This is a genomic window from Bacillus sp. Marseille-Q3570 (assembly GCF_946151055.1).
Classification (GTDB): Bacteria; Bacillota; Bacilli; order Bacillales; family Fictibacillaceae; genus Pseudalkalibacillus.
This window is the reverse complement of sequence record NZ_CAMGYZ010000016.1, coordinates 1-13971: the sequence shown is the minus strand read 5'-3', so window position 1 is coordinate 13971 and position 13971 is coordinate 1. Positions and strand designations below refer to the sequence as shown.

Sequence of the window (13971 nt, the reverse complement as noted above, 5' to 3'; positions counted from 1 at the left end):
ATGCTTTTTCGAGGAACTAATGGCTCAGCCTACGCCTAAGGCTTTGCTTTGCCAAGTTTTCTTTAATTTGAAGTTATGTAATTCTGAAATCATTACCTATACAGTTTATCATATTAGATAATCAGAGTCTGAATGAATGATTCCGAATTTTGAATAGAAGAGGTGTACATAGATGATCATTGGAATTGGAATAGATATCGTGGAAATCCAACGTATCAAACGTACCAATGAACGGCAAGTAAAGTTTGCTGAACGGATTTTGACTGAAGCGGAATTGGTCTGCTTCCGTTCGTTGGAACAGCGTAAAAGTATTGAATTCCTTGCTGGAAGGTTTGCTGCTAAAGAAGCTTATGCAAAAGCCACAGGTACAGGTATCGGAGGGGAATTAAGCTGGAAGGACGTACAGATCCTGGCTAATGAAGCGGGAAAACCGGTCATAGAGGATGGAAAAGCGGATTGGAACACCTATGTCTCGATTTCCCACAGTAAAGAATACGCAGTTGCACAAGTGATCCTTGAAAGCTCGTCAAGCTAGTCTGCATATTGCTAGAAGTTGTCTCATATATTTGTAGTACGGTTAGGAGGGAACGCTGAAACATATGGCCAGATGGTCGAGTGAATGCAGCCGCCAAAGGTTTTTAACAAGGGGGTGTAGATTCAAGAAAACTGCTTGCATTCACCATGCCGGAATTTTCCACCTCAATTCGTACTAATCTAACATTCAGGGTATTTGTGTATCCCCGTGGCGGAGCATCAAAGATCATTCTGGATGTCATATGTGAGGTCCCTCTTTTGTCATCTATATGAGGCAAAGGAGATGAAAAATTTGAAAAGAATACTCTCGCTTCTTGTGATTGCACTCCTGGTCACTGCACTTGCAGCTTGTGGGTCCAAAAGCCAGAAAGATGTTTTGTCAGATTTAGAGAAAACGATGGATAAGATGTCTGGGTACAAATCTGAGGCTACGATGACCCTTCAGACAGGGGAAAATCCACTTACGTACGAGATTGAGATCTGGCATAAAAAGCCTAGCTTTTACCGGGTCAGCTTGAAAAATGCTGAAAAGGATCAAAGTCAGATGATCCTGAGGAACAGTGAAGGTGTATTCGTACTGACGCCAGCGCTTAACAAGAGCTTCCGTTTCCAAAGTGATTGGCCGGAAAACAGCAGCCAAGTGTATTTGATGGAGTCTTTGATCAGCGATATCCTTATGGATGAGGATCGTAATTTCAAGACTGGTGAAAAGGGATATGTCTTCAATACAAAGACGAACTATCAGAATAAAAATCTCTATCAGCAGGAAATTACTCTGGATAAATCCAATCTGCTTCCGAATAAAGTGAAAGTAATGGATAAAGATATGAAAGTCCTGGTGGATGTGAAATTCAAGAAGACGAAGTTGAACTCGAAGTTTGATGACGGGGCATTCGATATGGAGCGCAACATGGAAAGTGCACAGCTTGAAGTTCCAACAATGGCCACTGGGGAGAGGGAATTCACTCCGGTCTTTCCAGAGTTTGTCCCTGAAGGAACGACTTTAATGAACCAGGTGGCGAACAGCAGCGGTAATGAAGTGATCCTCACTTATGCTGGAGATAAATCTTTCACCATCATCCAAAGACAGGCAACTGTCGCACCTGCTACGAAGATGTTGACCATGAACGAAGGCGACCTTGTGGATCTAGGCTTTGCGGTAGGTGTGTTGAATGGCACCACACTCAGCTGGTCAGTCGACGGAGTTGATTATTACCTTGCCTCAAACGATCTGACAGAAGAAGATATGGCATCAATCGCATCATCAATGGTGATGGCGCAAGGAAAATGACGAAATGACGAAATGACAGGCTGGAAGAATAGAACCGATATTCTTTTTAGCCTGTTTTTTGTTGAAGTGCAGGGTGCCAGGCACCGAAATCAAACCCAGCAACGCCAAGGGTTCTTGATTGGTGCCTGGCACGGATCTGAACCTCAACGGAGACAAGGCTTCTGAATCGGTGCCTGGTACACAATGAACAAAAATACCGATAAAGAAATTTACCGTGACGTAATGATTATGTACAATAGAAGGAAAATAGTTTGGGCTAGGAGTCGTTTTTCATGCAATTTTACAGACCTACTTGGGCAGAAATCAACTTGGATCATATCATAGATAACTACCTTCATATACAGAACCATTTAAAAGGCGGAACGAAAGTGATGGCGATTGTTAAGGCAGATGGATATGGCCATGGTGCGGTACAAGTCGCCAGGAACCTGGTTGAAAATGGTGTGGATCATATAGGTGTTGCCTTATTGGATGAAGCTATTGCACTTAGAGAAGCAGGGATCGAAATACCGATACATGTTCTAGGTTGGGTCGATCCGGAATATGCTTCTATAGCTGCCCGCTATGATGTTTCCGTAACGGTTTTCCAATCAGAATGGGTAGGGAAATTAGGAGACTTCAATCATCAATTGAAGGTTCATATCAAGTTTGATACTGGTATGGGACGTTTAGGTATAAATGATGAGAATGAGGCAAAGCTAATAATTAATAAAATTCAACAAAATCCGAGTTTGAAGTTAGAAGGTGTTTTCTCACATTTTGCGACAGCTGATGAACTAGACTCAGAGCTAGTCCATCGTCAAATTGATCGATTTTCCAGGTATCTCTCGCTTATGGAGGATGAAGATGTCCGTCCGGAAGTCATTCATTTCGGTAACAGTGCTGGCGCCATCCGTTTTCCTGAGTACAAACAACATTATGTACGGGTAGGTATTTCGCTTTATGGTCTATCCCCTTCAGAGGAGATTAAAAGTGTGCTGCCATTTCCTCTTAAACAAGCTTTTTCTTTATACAGCAAATTGACGCACGTTAAAAGAATCAAGCCTGGAGATACCCTGAGTTACGGAGCGACTTATCGGGCAGAGAAAGAAGAGTGGATCGGTACCGTGCCGATCGGCTATGCAGATGGGTGGTTTCGCCGATATGCGGAGAAGGGTTCAGTCCTCATTAATGGTCAGAAGGCGAAAATCGTCGGCCGTATCTGCATGGATCAACTTATGGTGAAGTTACCTTGCAAAGTAGATGTAGGTACTGAAGTGGTGCTATTGGGAGACCAAGGATCCAACTCGATAACCATTGATGATGTCGCACGCCAAAATGGAACGATCAACTATGAAATACCATGCGCAATCTCTGCTCGAGTGCCGAGAATTTACAAAAAAAACAACAAAATCATTGAAACAATGAATCAAACTCTAAATAATTCGTAAATTATTAAAGGAATTCGGCTGAAATTGGCGAAAAGGTTATACTGAGATTGCTTTGCAAAATTACGTTTTGGATGGTACTATTAATAGGGGATTTTCAGAGTGAGCGTAGCAGTTAGCTGGAGGTGGATTTTTGTGTCCGATTTGAACACAAAGAGAATTGTCATAAGCTTACCGGAGCAACTGATAAAAGAGGTGGACGGAGCGATTATGAACGAAAACTTGAACAGAAGCGAGTTTATTCATCAGGCAACCAAAATGTATCTGCGAGAACGGGAAAGCAGCCATATCCGTGAATCCATGCGTCAAGGGTATAAGGAAATGGCCAAGATCAATTTGAATATTGCATCAGAAGCCTTTCTTGCTGAGGAGGAAGCTGATCTAACTTTGGACCGCTTAGTAAGCGGGGTGTAATGATTTGATAGTGAAGCGTGGCGACGTTTACTTTGCAGATCTTTCTCCTGTAGTAGGGTCGGAGCAAGGAGGTATCCGGCCGGTATTGATCATACAAAATGATATCGGTAACCGGTTTAGTCCAACAGTAATCGTCGCGGCCATTACAGCCCAGATTCAAAAGGCTAAACTACCTACACACGTAGAAATCAGCGCTAAGAAATATAAGTTCGAACGAGACTCTGTCATTTTATTAGAACAAATTCGAACGATAGATAAACAAAGACTGACAGACAAAATAACACATTTAGACGATGAAATGATGAAAAAAGTTGATGATGCACTCCAGATCAGCCTGGGGCTCATTGATTTTTAGGACTCATGACAGAGTAAGCTGCTGATTATCCAGCGGCTTTTTTTATACCTAAAGAAATTATAAGCCTTATACATATATATCGGTCACTTTGAATTTTCATATCGCTTTACCTTAAATAAGTCGAGTCTCCTTAGTTAAACAGGAATCATAATGAGTTTTGAGAGCGCCTCAACCGCTTCAACAAGCACTTTTGACAGAAAATACAATGACGGACGAAAGTTTATTTATAAATTGGCAAACTAATTTAACATAATAAGGTTCTAAATAAAGAAATGAACGGAAATGTCAAATTGTGGCTGTAGACTCAAAAAGATTGAAAGATTGCACCAATAGTGAAATAATGTTTTTATGACCAATTTCTGAACGGAGGGTACATGGATGAACTCGACCATAAACGAGGTTATGAAACAGAACCGTTCATCTATTGAAGAGGAATGGCAGTCGCAGATGCTGCAATTTCGTGAAGATGAACGCGAATTAACCAGTGTTACAAAGGAAGTATTCCAAAACTCCAATACGGAATTTATAGATAATCTGTTGAAACATGTCATTGGAGGGCAAGAAGACATAAGCTCTGACCTTCAAGACTTTTTTGAAAGGACTGTCCAAATTGGATGGCCTTTGAGTTATGTGACGAAAGGACTGCAGGCTTTTCGTCGAATTGGATTAAAAGCGATCGTAAATGAAAAAGAAAACATAGATGATGTAATGGATGCATTTGAACTATTCGATCGTTCGATAGACAAGCTTTATGAAAAGATTGTCACATACTCCACACAGAACTGGAAAGATACAATTTCGGTTCAGAAAAAAGCATTGCTTGAGCTATCGGCACCTCTTATTCCTGTGTTTGAAAGTATAAGTGTGATGCCATTGATCGGTACGATTGATACTGAAAGAGCGAGGCTGATCATGGAAAACCTTTTGGATGGTGTCATAACAAACCGCTCAGAAGTGGTATTGATCGATATAACTGGTGTACCAGTCGTAGATACGATGGTTGCGCATCATATCATCCAAGCAGCAGAAGCCGTTCGATTGATTGGGTCGAAATGTATCCTCGTCGGAATCCGTCCGGAAATCGCTCAGACAATCGTTAACCTTGGCATTGATTTAAGTGAATTCCCTACAAGAAGCACTCTTCTTAAAGGAATTGAAGCTGCATTAGAACTCACGAACAAAAAAATAGAATCGTTATCCTAAGGGGGGCTACAGATGAGAGTGCCAATTCTCAAGTTACATGAGTATTTATTGATATCGATTCAGGTTGAACTTGATGATAAGACCGCTTTGCAATTTCAGGAAGATCTATTAAGTAAAATCCATGACACTGGAGCCAAGGGGATTGTCATAGACCTTACATCGGTCGATATGGTCGATTCCTTCATTGCAAAAGTACTTGGTGATGTCGTCAAAATGTCTAATTTGATGGGTGCGAGAGTGGTATTGACAGGTATACAACCACCTGTAGCAATCACACTGATCGACCTCGGTATCAATATGAGGGATGTACCGACAGCACTAGACTTAGAACAAGGATTAGATAAATTACAACAGGACTTGGAGGGATGAGTATGACCGTCCAATCCTGTGTAGATGTACGAAACGAATGGGATATTGTCAGCGCACGTCAATTAGGTAGAGACTTAGCGAAAGATCTAGGCTTTTCAAGTGTAGATCAAGCCAGAATTACAACAGCGATATCCGAATTAGCAAGAAACATATATCTATATGCAGGGAACGGAAAAATTTGCATCGAACCGATTGAAGAAGGTAACCGAAGGGGTCTTCGGATTGTTGCGAATGATACCGGACCTGGTATACAGGATATACGTAAAGTAATGGAAGATGGCTATACAACATCTGGTGGACTGGGAGCTGGTCTGCCAGGGGTGAAGCGACTGATGGATGAATTTGCAATCCAATCTACAGTAGATGTAGGAACAGAAATATATATTACCAAATGGCTCCGCTAGGAGGATCGCAGATGTTGGGGGATAAAGGTTTATTAGTAGAAAGGTATGAACAGTTTTTATCTGCTTACTTAAGTGGTAGAACAGAACAAGCCCTATATAAAGCACAACAATTCAGCCGGAAAATGATTGAACAGAACATCTCCCCTGAAGAAGTGATCAATATTCACTATACAGTGCTCGAATCTCTGAACGGCGATATTCCCGAAGAGGTAAAGGATTCATTTGATTTCTTGATAGAAGTCATGATGGGATATGGCATGGCTTATCGTGAGCATCAAATACTCCGTGACAAACAATTAGCCCTTGAATCTGAAATAGAGGTAGCCGCGAGCATGCAGCAGACTCTTCTTCAAGGGGAAGTTCCTAAAGTGGATGGACTTGATATAGGTGTAATTAGTAAAGCGGCTAAGAAAATGAGCGGAGATTATTATCACTTCGTGCAAAACAGTCCAGACTCGATCAGCGTAGCTGTTGCAGACGTCATCGGAAAGGGAGTCCCTGCTGCACTTTGTATGTCGATGATCAAATATGCGATGGACAGTTTACCGGAACAACAGAATCACCCGAATATCGTACTCGAAAACTTAAATCGTGTGGTGGAACAGAATGTTGATCCCACAATGTTCATTACGATGTTTTATGGTCATTATAATACAGACCTCCATCGCTTTTTTTATGCGGGTGCCGGTCACGAACCAGGTTTTTATTATAATGCATTAACAGATGATTTCGAAGAATTCACCGCAAAAGGCCTCGTACTAGGTATCTCGCGGAATACAAAATACAAGCAATACGAAAAGAAAATCGAAGCAGGTGATATGATCATCATGCTTTCGGACGGTGTAACAGAGTGTCGGACCAGCAGTGGATTTATTTCTAGAGATGAAGTGGTTTCGTTGATCCGTTCCCACATGCATTTATCACCACAAGAAATCGTAGATAATGTCTATGCCGAACTTGAACAATTACAGGAATTTGAATTAAGGGATGATTTTACCTTAATTATTTTGAAAAGAACGGTTTAGCCTCAGTTAAGTTGTGGTATTGATAAAGTAATGCATTCCTATACACAAGGGGGAAGTCGAAGATGAATTTACAGATTAATAAGAAAGAAACAGATGCTCATATAGATGAATTAGTATTAGTGGGTGAGGTGGATGCTTATACTGCACCTAAACTGAAAGAGACATTGTTGGAAGCTACGCAAAAGCCAAACCAGCAAGTCGTTGTCGACCTCAGCGGAGTCCAATATATGGATAGTACGGGGCTTGGTGTTTTTGTTGGTGCGCTAAAATCCTCACAACAATATGGGAGTACTCTGACACTCACTGGTATGACCGACCGTGTTGAAAGATTATTTGAAATCACAGGTCTTACGGAAGTGATGAACATCGAGAATAACCAGGAGGAGGAGGCGCGATGAGTGACGTTATCGAAATGGTGATTCCGGCCAAGCCCGATTATGTTGGTGTAGCAAGACTGACGGTTTCTGGCATAGCAAGTAGAATGGGTTATACATTCGATGAAATCGAAGACATTAAAATTGCGGTTTCAGAAGCAATTACAAATGCAGTGAATCATGCATACGGCTCAGAGGATGATGGTGAAATCCACCTTTCTTACGGCATGTTTGATGATAAAATCGAAATTACTGTCATGGATAAAGGGAAAAGCTTTGATGTAGAAGCGACAAAACTAAGTACCGGTCCAGTAAATGGTAAACCTGTCGAGCAAATTAATGAAGGAGGGTTGGGTCTTTTCTTGATTGAAACGCTAATGGATAAAGTTGATATTAGCGATGAAGCAGGAGTGGTAGTCATGATGACGAAATACCTAAACAGAGGTGGGGTGGATGAAAGTGTCGACCAATACAAGTCAGCCCCCTCACAATAAGGACTTCGTCTACGAGTTATTAGAACAACTACGGGAAGACCCAGAGAATCAAGAAATCCAAACGATACTTGTCGAACATTATCAGGACCTTGTCCATTCGCTTGCGCGGAAATTTTCGAAAGGGAAAAGCATCCATGATGACTTAGTGCAGGTAGGCATGATCGGTCTACTGGCTGCTTTTCGACGTTATGACCCTGATTTCGGAAGAAGTTTCGAGTCCTTCGCGGTTCCGACCATAATTGGTGAAATCAAGCGTTTTATTCGTGATAAGACCTGGAGTGTCCATGTCCCGAGAAGGATCAAGGAACTTAGTCCACGAATCAAACGAGCGGTTGAAGAGCTTACCAATGAACTTCAGCGCTCACCTAGAGTCGAAGAGATTGCAGAACACCTGGACTCTTCAGAAGAAGAAATCCTGGAAACGATGGAAATGGGCAAAAGTTATCAAGCCCTTTCAGTCGACAGCTCGATTGAAGCTGACCAGGAAGGCAGTACGGTCACTCTCCTGGATCTTGTAGGAAGTACCGAAAGCGGTTATGAACAAACAGATCAGCGTATGTTATTGCAAAAGGCTTTTCATGTATTGTCAGAACGGGAACAACAGATATTACAATGCACTTACTTTGAAAATTTAAGCCAAAAGGAAACAGGTAAACGCTTGGATATTTCACAGATGCATGTATCGAGATTACAGCGCAGAGCACTTGAAAAGTTGAGGGATGCTATACGTGTCGATCCTTCGGAGGCACTGAATCATGATTGAGAATTATGTCCACCATCATGTAGACTGGAGTACCTTCCAACGATCCAAAGTGGAAGGACAGTGTAACGGTGACAGCTATTTTGCGAAAGAAACCGATGAATATTTTATCTGCGTTGTTGCAGACGGTTTAGGAAGCGGTCAGGCGGCACATGAGGCTTCTACTAAAACTGTTCAAGTCGTTGAAGAGTATCACGACAAAGATGTCTATACGTTAATGAAGCTTTGCAACGAATCTCTTCAATATACACGAGGAGCAGTATTGACGATTTTTAAAGTTCATTTTCAGAAGAACTTGCTTGAATATTGCGGCGTAGGCAATATCCGTCTCATTATCGGCTTGCCCTCCGGAAAACTGATTCATGCGATTCCGAAATCTGGTTTTCTTTCAGGTAAACCTGCAAATTTTGATGTAAGAGAAATTCAATATCAAGCAGGATCCATGTTCATCGCCTATTCAGATGGGGTTGAACTATCCTCACCAGATAAACGGAATGTAATGAAGTCAAGAAATCCAAGAGTGGCAGCCAGTTATTTACGCCAAAAATGCGGTACAGTAGCTGATGATATGACATTCGTAATAGGGAAAGTCACTTAAAAGAGTTTTCTCGTATGTGGGAGAGCTCTTTTTTGTGTAGATTACAAAGGTGCCTCTAATTTGGTAAACTTGTACGTATATCAGTTTTACAAGGAGGAGCAAGTTTGGAGACGAACACAGAATTAATTTTGCAAGTATCAAAAGAAACTCAACTATCTCAAAAGTATATTAAAAATATCATCGAACTTCTTGAAGAGGGAAATACGGTCCCGTTCATCGCAAGATACCGGAAAGAATTGACGGGCGCAGCAGATGAAGTACAGATCCGCAACGTTTCGGAAAGCTGGGAATATAAACGGAATCTCGAAAAGCGAAAAGAAGAAGTTCTACGATTAATTGAAGAACAAGACAAATTGACAGATGAATTGAAATCGGACATACATAAAGCCACCAAACTCCAACAGGTTGAAGATCTGTACCGTCCATATAAGCAAAAGAAACGCACGCGTGCTACAACAGCTAAAGAAAAAGGACTGGAACCACTAGCGGAACTGATTCTGAATCAGAAAAGCGGTGTGGATATTGAAATAGAAGCTCAACGTTTCGTTTCTGAAGAAAAAAGTGTACAAAGCCCCGAAGAAGCTATTCAAGGTGCGGAAGATATTATAGCTGAAAGAGTATCGGATGATTCTGATAACCGTGCATGGATCCGTTCGCTTACTTTTCAGGAAGGCATGGTGGAAACGAAACTGAAAGGAAAAGAGGAACCTGAAGACAAAACCTATGAAATGTATTATGACTATCAGGAGCCTGTAAAGAAAATCGTTCCTCACCGGACGTTAGCCGTAAATCGCGGGGAAAAAGAAGACGTTTTGAAGGTGTCGATTGCTGCTCCTTCCGATAAAATTTTAAACAAACTGAACAATAAGTATGTGAAGAGAGGATCTTCATCAGCTGAATACATCGAACGTTCCATTGCAGACAGCTATAAGCGTTTGATCGCTCCATCAATCGAGCGTGATATACGGAACGAATTGACAGAAATTGCAGATGAACAGGCGATTCGTATTTTTTCAGAAAACCTCAGACACCTTTTATTACAGCCACCATTGAAAGGTAAGGTAGCGTTGGGAGTCGATCCAGGGTATCGGACAGGTTGTAAACTGGCTGTGGTCGATGAAACCGGTAAAACATTAGCGATTGATGTCATGTATCCCACTCCGCCGCGTTCGGATATCGAAAAGTCGAAAATGATTTTGAAAAAGATGATTGAACGCCATGATGTTGAAATTGTTGCGATCGGAAACGGAACAGGATCCAGGGAAACGGAACAATTCGTCGCCGACCTGATCAAAGAGATGGAACGTCCATTGGCATACCTGATCGTCAATGAAGCTGGTGCAAGCGTCTACTCTGCTTCAGATATCGCTCGTCAAGAATTTCCTGATTTGAAGGTCGAGGAGCGCAGTGCGGTGTCAATCGCAAGAAGATTGCAGGATCCATTATCTGAGCTCGTAAAAATCGACCCTAAGTCGATCGGGGTAGGCCAATATCAGCATGACGTATCACAAAAGCGTTTGAATGAATCTCTTACATTCGTCGTGGAAACAGTGGTCAATCAGGTTGGAGTAAACGTAAACACAGCTTCATCGTCTTTGCTGCAATATGTCGCCGGCTTATCAAAGGTTGTCGCGAATAACATTGTCCAAAAAAGAGAAGAAGAAGGAAAGTTCACAAGCAGGACTCAATTGAAAAAGATCCCTCGTCTAGGATCTAAAACGTACGAACAGTGTATCGGGTTCTTAAGAATTGTCGAAGGGAAAAACCCACTTGATCAAACCCCGATCCATCCCGAAACCTACGACGATACACGTAAGCTTTTGAGCTTATTGAATATGACAGAACAAGAAATCGGTACGGAGGAAATCAAGAAAAAGCTCCAGTCGGTTGATTTAAGAGAGTACGCAGAGAAATTGGATATTGGGGAACTGACCTTGAAGGATATTGTCGATGCGCTTGTGAAGCCGTCAAGAGACCCTCGCGATGAAGTGACCAAGCCTTTATTAAAGACGGATGTCTTGAAAATGGAAGACCTCATGGAGGGTATGGAACTTGAAGGAACCGTCCGCAACGTCGTCGATTTCGGGGCGTTTGTCGACATTGGAGTCAAGCAAGACGGCCTGGTCCATATATCTAAACTTAGTAAAAACTATGTGAAGCACCCGATGGATGTCGTTCATGTAGGGCAAGTCGTAAAAGTTTGGGTAGAACAGGTGAATCTGGATAAACAACGGATCGCCTTGACGATGGTAACCAATTAAGGAATACACAAAAAGCACTGCTTGTTAAGAGCAGTGTTTTTTTCTGTAAAAAAACCAACATTGGTTCAATAATTTGATTTGGTAACGGTCTTTGTTGAAATACGCATTCCTTAACTGCTTTTTAAACCAGTAAGGCACGATGAGCCCCTCCCCAAATTTCCTTAATGGTGGTTATTAGTCTATGTGAGAAGGCTTGCCTTTGTTCGTGTTATACTGTTTACTTTTCATTTTGGAGAACCTTTGGCAAAATAGAGAGAGAAACGAAAAGGATTGAAAGAAATGGACACAAACGAATTGCAGCAATTAGTGGAAAACATATCAACTGAATTTTTCGGTCGGCCATTCAAACATAAAGCGAGGTTCAATAATCGACTTAAGACGACGGGTGGCCGCTATCTCTTGAAGAGCCACGATCTCGAATTCAACAGGAAGCAGCTGGATATTCATGGCCTCGACGAATTCATCGGCATCATCAAGCATGAACTTTGCCACTACCACCTTCATTTGATGAAAAAAGGTTATCGGCACCGTGATCAGGATTTCAAAGCGTTATTAAAACAAGTCGGCGGCAGCCGATATTGCCAGATCATCCCTGGGGAGCGAAGACGTGAACCGATCAAATACATCTATCTATGTGGAGAATGCGGCCAGCAATATCCACGCAAGCGAAGGGTCGATACACGCAAGTTCGTATGCGGAAAATGCAACGGAAAGTTAAATCTAAAATAGTATTGACTAACAAAAATGATTATGTTACTTTAATTAAGTCGCTATAGAGGCAAGCTCTTAAAATACGACAAAGTCACATGAAATTTAAGCTTCTTTTTCGCAAAAAAAGTTATTGACTTCATCGTTCGTGTGTTGTACAATATTTATTGTCGCTAAAAAACGAAACACACATTATTCCACAGTAGCTCAGTGGTAGAGCTATCGGCTGTTAACCGATCGGTCGCAGGTTCGAGTCCTGCCTGTGGAGCCATACGGAGAAGTACCCAAGTGGCTGAAGGGGCGCCCCTGCTAAGGGTGTAGGTCGTGTAAGCGGCGCGAGGGTTCAAATCCCTCCTTCTCCGCCATTCAAGTTCATTTTAAAACGTTAAGCTAGGCCCCTTGGTCAAGTGGTTAAGACACCGCCCTTTCACGGCGGTAACACGGGTTCGAATCCCGTAGGGGTCACCATTTTATTTTTGACACAAATTTGATTAATCATTCAACTGAATGGACCCGTGGTGTAGGGGTTAACATGCCTGCCTGTCACGCAGGAGATCGCCGGTTCGAATCCGGTCGGGTCCGCCATTTATAATTTTAAATGTATTGTTATGCGATGGGCTATAGCCAAGCGGTAAGGCAACGGACTTTGACTCCGTCATGCGTTGGTTCGAATCCAGCTAGCCCAGCCATAATGAGCCATTAGCTCAGTCGGTAGAGCATCTGACTTTTAATCAGAGGGTCGAAGGTTCGAGTCCTTCATGGCTCACCACTTTTTTGCGGGTGTGGCGGAATTGGCAGACGCGCTAGACTTAGGATCTAGTGTCCTTGCGACGTGGGGGTTCAAGTCCCTCCACCCGCACCATACTTATAATTGGTGCAACGTACATTGAAGGTGCATCACTAGTTTTGGAAATCAACAATTTAGCGGTCGTGGCGGAATGGCAGACGCGCTAGCTTGAGGGGCTAGTGGGTGTATACCCGTGGAGGTTCGAGTCCTCTCGACCGCACCATAAATTCAACTCCATATATTCATTTATGCGCCCGTAGCTCAATTGGATAGAGCGTCTGACTACGGATCAGAAGGTTAGGGGTTCGACTCCTCTCGGGCGCGCCATATAACGGGAAGTGGCTCAGCTTGGTAGAGCACCTGGTTTGGGACCAGGGGGTCGCAGGTTCAAATCCTGTCTTCCCGACCATCACATTTGCGGGTGTAGTTTAGTGGTAAAACAAGAGCCTTCCAAGCTCTGGTCGTGAGTTCGATTCTCATCACCCGCTCCATTCTTTCAATGGGCCTATAGCTCAGCTGGTTAGAGCGCACGCCTGATAAGCGTGAGGTCGGTGGTTCGAGTCCACTTAGGCCCACCATTAACAAATCCTTCGAATAGAGTTTCTATCTACTAATTGATTCTCAATACATCGAAAGGAACTTCGATTAAAGACGTCACGTCCTGTGACAACATCGAAGTCAGCCCATCCATGGGCAAGTCAGCTCTTTGAAAACTGAACAAAAGCCAAGCGTGAAAACGGGTCTTTTTAATAAGAACCCTGAATCTATTTTTAAGTTTTACATTTAATGAGCAATCAAACGATGCTCAATAAATTCAATGGCGTTATGCCAAACAATTTATTGGAGAGTTTGATCCTGGCTCAGGACGAACGCTGGCGGCGTGCCTAATACATGCAAGTCGAGCGGACCAACGAGGAGCTTGCTCCTCAGAGGTCAGCGGCGGACGGGTGAGTAACACGTGGGCAAC

At 42.6% G+C, this 13971-nt stretch carries 16 protein-coding genes, 12 tRNA genes and 1 rRNA gene; 28 read left to right on the top strand and 1 reads right to left on the bottom strand.

Going from position 1 to position 13971, the window contains the following annotated elements; all coding sequences use genetic code 11:
* Nucleotides 1–172: 172 nt before the first annotated feature.
* The 14 genes from acpS to N8M93_RS18635 all read left to right on the top strand — a co-directional run bounded on the left by acpS (nucleotide 173) and on the right by N8M93_RS18635 (nucleotide 11509).
* Nucleotides 173–535 carry a holo-ACP synthase gene (gene acpS / locus N8M93_RS18700; protein WP_261134154.1) on the top strand — a complete coding sequence of 121 codons (363 nt, stop codon included), beginning with the start codon at nucleotides 173–175 and terminating at the stop codon, nucleotides 533–535.
* Between the two features lie 291 nt (nucleotides 536–826).
* The gene (locus N8M93_RS18695; RefSeq protein WP_261134153.1) at nucleotides 827–1825 is read left to right on the top strand and encodes an outer membrane lipoprotein carrier protein LolA; all 999 of its coding nucleotides are present in this window, start codon (nucleotides 827–829) and stop codon (nucleotides 1823–1825) included.
* A gap of 272 nt (nucleotides 1826–2097) precedes the next feature.
* Nucleotides 2098–3255, top strand: coding sequence for an alanine racemase (alr, locus tag N8M93_RS18690; protein ID WP_261134152.1), 1158 nt, complete (start codon nucleotides 2098–2100; stop codon nucleotides 3253–3255).
* Nucleotides 3256–3387: 132 nt separating this feature from the next.
* Entirely contained in the window at nucleotides 3388–3666 is a 279-nt protein-coding gene (locus N8M93_RS18685; RefSeq protein ID WP_225066439.1) for a CopG family ribbon-helix-helix protein, read from the top strand.
* Between the two features lie 4 nt (nucleotides 3667–3670).
* Nucleotides 3671–4021 (top strand): type II toxin-antitoxin system PemK/MazF family toxin, encoded by a 351-nt coding sequence (locus N8M93_RS18680; RefSeq protein WP_221569017.1) that lies wholly within the window; start codon nucleotides 3671–3673, stop codon nucleotides 4019–4021.
* 378 nt (nucleotides 4022–4399) lie between these two features.
* Entirely contained in the window at nucleotides 4400–5224 is an 825-nt protein-coding gene (locus N8M93_RS18675) for an STAS domain-containing protein (protein WP_261134151.1), read from the top strand.
* Nucleotides 5225–5236: 12 nt separating this feature from the next.
* Entirely contained in the window at nucleotides 5237–5593 is a 357-nt protein-coding gene (locus N8M93_RS18670) for an STAS domain-containing protein (protein WP_236315284.1), read from the top strand.
* A 2-nt stretch (nucleotides 5594–5595) separates the two neighbouring features.
* Nucleotides 5596–5997, top strand: coding sequence for an anti-sigma regulatory factor (locus tag N8M93_RS18665; protein WP_261134150.1), 402 nt, complete (start codon nucleotides 5596–5598; stop codon nucleotides 5995–5997).
* A 14-nt stretch (nucleotides 5998–6011) separates the two neighbouring features.
* Nucleotides 6012–7022, top strand: coding sequence for a PP2C family protein-serine/threonine phosphatase (locus N8M93_RS18660; protein WP_261134234.1), 1011 nt, complete (start codon nucleotides 6012–6014; stop codon nucleotides 7020–7022).
* 62 nt (nucleotides 7023–7084) lie between these two features.
* A complete protein-coding gene (locus N8M93_RS18655; RefSeq protein ID WP_261134149.1) occupies nucleotides 7085–7420 on the top strand; it encodes an STAS domain-containing protein in 336 nt (111 codons plus the stop codon).
* A complete protein-coding gene (rsbW, locus tag N8M93_RS18650; RefSeq protein WP_261134148.1) occupies nucleotides 7417–7890 on the top strand; it encodes an anti-sigma B factor RsbW in 474 nt (157 codons plus the stop codon). Before N8M93_RS18655 ends, rsbW begins: the two co-directional genes overlap by 4 nt.
* Nucleotides 7850–8653, top strand: coding sequence for an RNA polymerase sigma factor SigB (sigB, locus tag N8M93_RS18645; protein WP_261134147.1), 804 nt, complete (start codon nucleotides 7850–7852; stop codon nucleotides 8651–8653). The genes rsbW and sigB overlap by 41 nt, the downstream gene beginning before the upstream one ends.
* Nucleotides 8646–9248: a PP2C family serine/threonine-protein phosphatase gene (locus tag N8M93_RS18640; protein ID WP_261134146.1), complete on the top strand. Its 603-nt coding sequence runs from the start codon at nucleotides 8646–8648 to the stop codon at nucleotides 9246–9248. The genes sigB and N8M93_RS18640 overlap by 8 nt, the downstream gene beginning before the upstream one ends.
* Nucleotides 9249–9352: 104 nt before the next feature.
* Nucleotides 9353–11509 carry a Tex family protein gene (locus N8M93_RS18635; RefSeq protein ID WP_261134145.1) on the top strand — a complete coding sequence of 719 codons (2157 nt, stop codon included), beginning with the start codon at nucleotides 9353–9355 and terminating at the stop codon, nucleotides 11507–11509.
* A 24-nt stretch (nucleotides 11510–11533) separates the two neighbouring features.
* Here N8M93_RS18635 and cmpA read toward each other — a convergent pair whose 3' ends face one another.
* A complete protein-coding gene (gene cmpA / locus N8M93_RS18630) occupies nucleotides 11534–11647 on the bottom strand; it encodes a cortex morphogenetic protein CmpA (protein WP_221569009.1) in 114 nt (37 codons plus the stop codon).
* A 141-nt stretch (nucleotides 11648–11788) separates the two neighbouring features.
* Here cmpA and N8M93_RS18625 point away from each other — a divergent pair, with 141 nt between their 5' ends.
* The 14 genes from N8M93_RS18625 to N8M93_RS18560 form a co-directional block, all read left to right on the top strand.
* A complete protein-coding gene (locus N8M93_RS18625) occupies nucleotides 11789–12238 on the top strand; it encodes a SprT family protein (RefSeq protein WP_261134144.1) in 450 nt (149 codons plus the stop codon).
* Between the two features lie 175 nt (nucleotides 12239–12413).
* Nucleotides 12414–12488 (top strand) — tRNA-Asn (locus N8M93_RS18620).
* A 3-nt stretch (nucleotides 12489–12491) separates the two neighbouring features.
* Nucleotides 12492–12582, top strand: a tRNA-Ser gene (locus N8M93_RS18615).
* A gap of 28 nt (nucleotides 12583–12610) precedes the next feature.
* Nucleotides 12611–12685 (top strand) — tRNA-Glu (locus N8M93_RS18610).
* 41 nt (nucleotides 12686–12726) lie between these two features.
* Nucleotides 12727–12802: transfer RNA gene (locus tag N8M93_RS18605), tRNA-Asp, on the top strand.
* Nucleotides 12803–12831: 29 nt separating this feature from the next.
* A tRNA-Gln gene (locus tag N8M93_RS18600) sits at nucleotides 12832–12906 on the top strand.
* A gap of 4 nt (nucleotides 12907–12910) precedes the next feature.
* Nucleotides 12911–12986: transfer RNA gene (locus tag N8M93_RS18595), tRNA-Lys, on the top strand.
* A gap of 7 nt (nucleotides 12987–12993) precedes the next feature.
* Nucleotides 12994–13079: transfer RNA gene (locus N8M93_RS18590), tRNA-Leu, on the top strand.
* A 62-nt stretch (nucleotides 13080–13141) separates the two neighbouring features.
* A tRNA-Leu gene (locus N8M93_RS18585) sits at nucleotides 13142–13227 on the top strand.
* 27 nt (nucleotides 13228–13254) lie between these two features.
* Nucleotides 13255–13331, top strand: a tRNA-Arg gene (locus N8M93_RS18580).
* A 5-nt stretch (nucleotides 13332–13336) separates the two neighbouring features.
* Nucleotides 13337–13413 (top strand) — tRNA-Pro (locus N8M93_RS18575).
* An 8-nt stretch (nucleotides 13414–13421) separates the two neighbouring features.
* Nucleotides 13422–13495: transfer RNA gene (locus N8M93_RS18570), tRNA-Gly, on the top strand.
* Nucleotides 13496–13505: 10 nt separating this feature from the next.
* A tRNA-Ile gene (locus N8M93_RS18565) sits at nucleotides 13506–13582 on the top strand.
* Between the two features lie 259 nt (nucleotides 13583–13841).
* Nucleotides 13842–13971 (top strand): 16S ribosomal RNA (locus tag N8M93_RS18560); the annotation flags it as partial.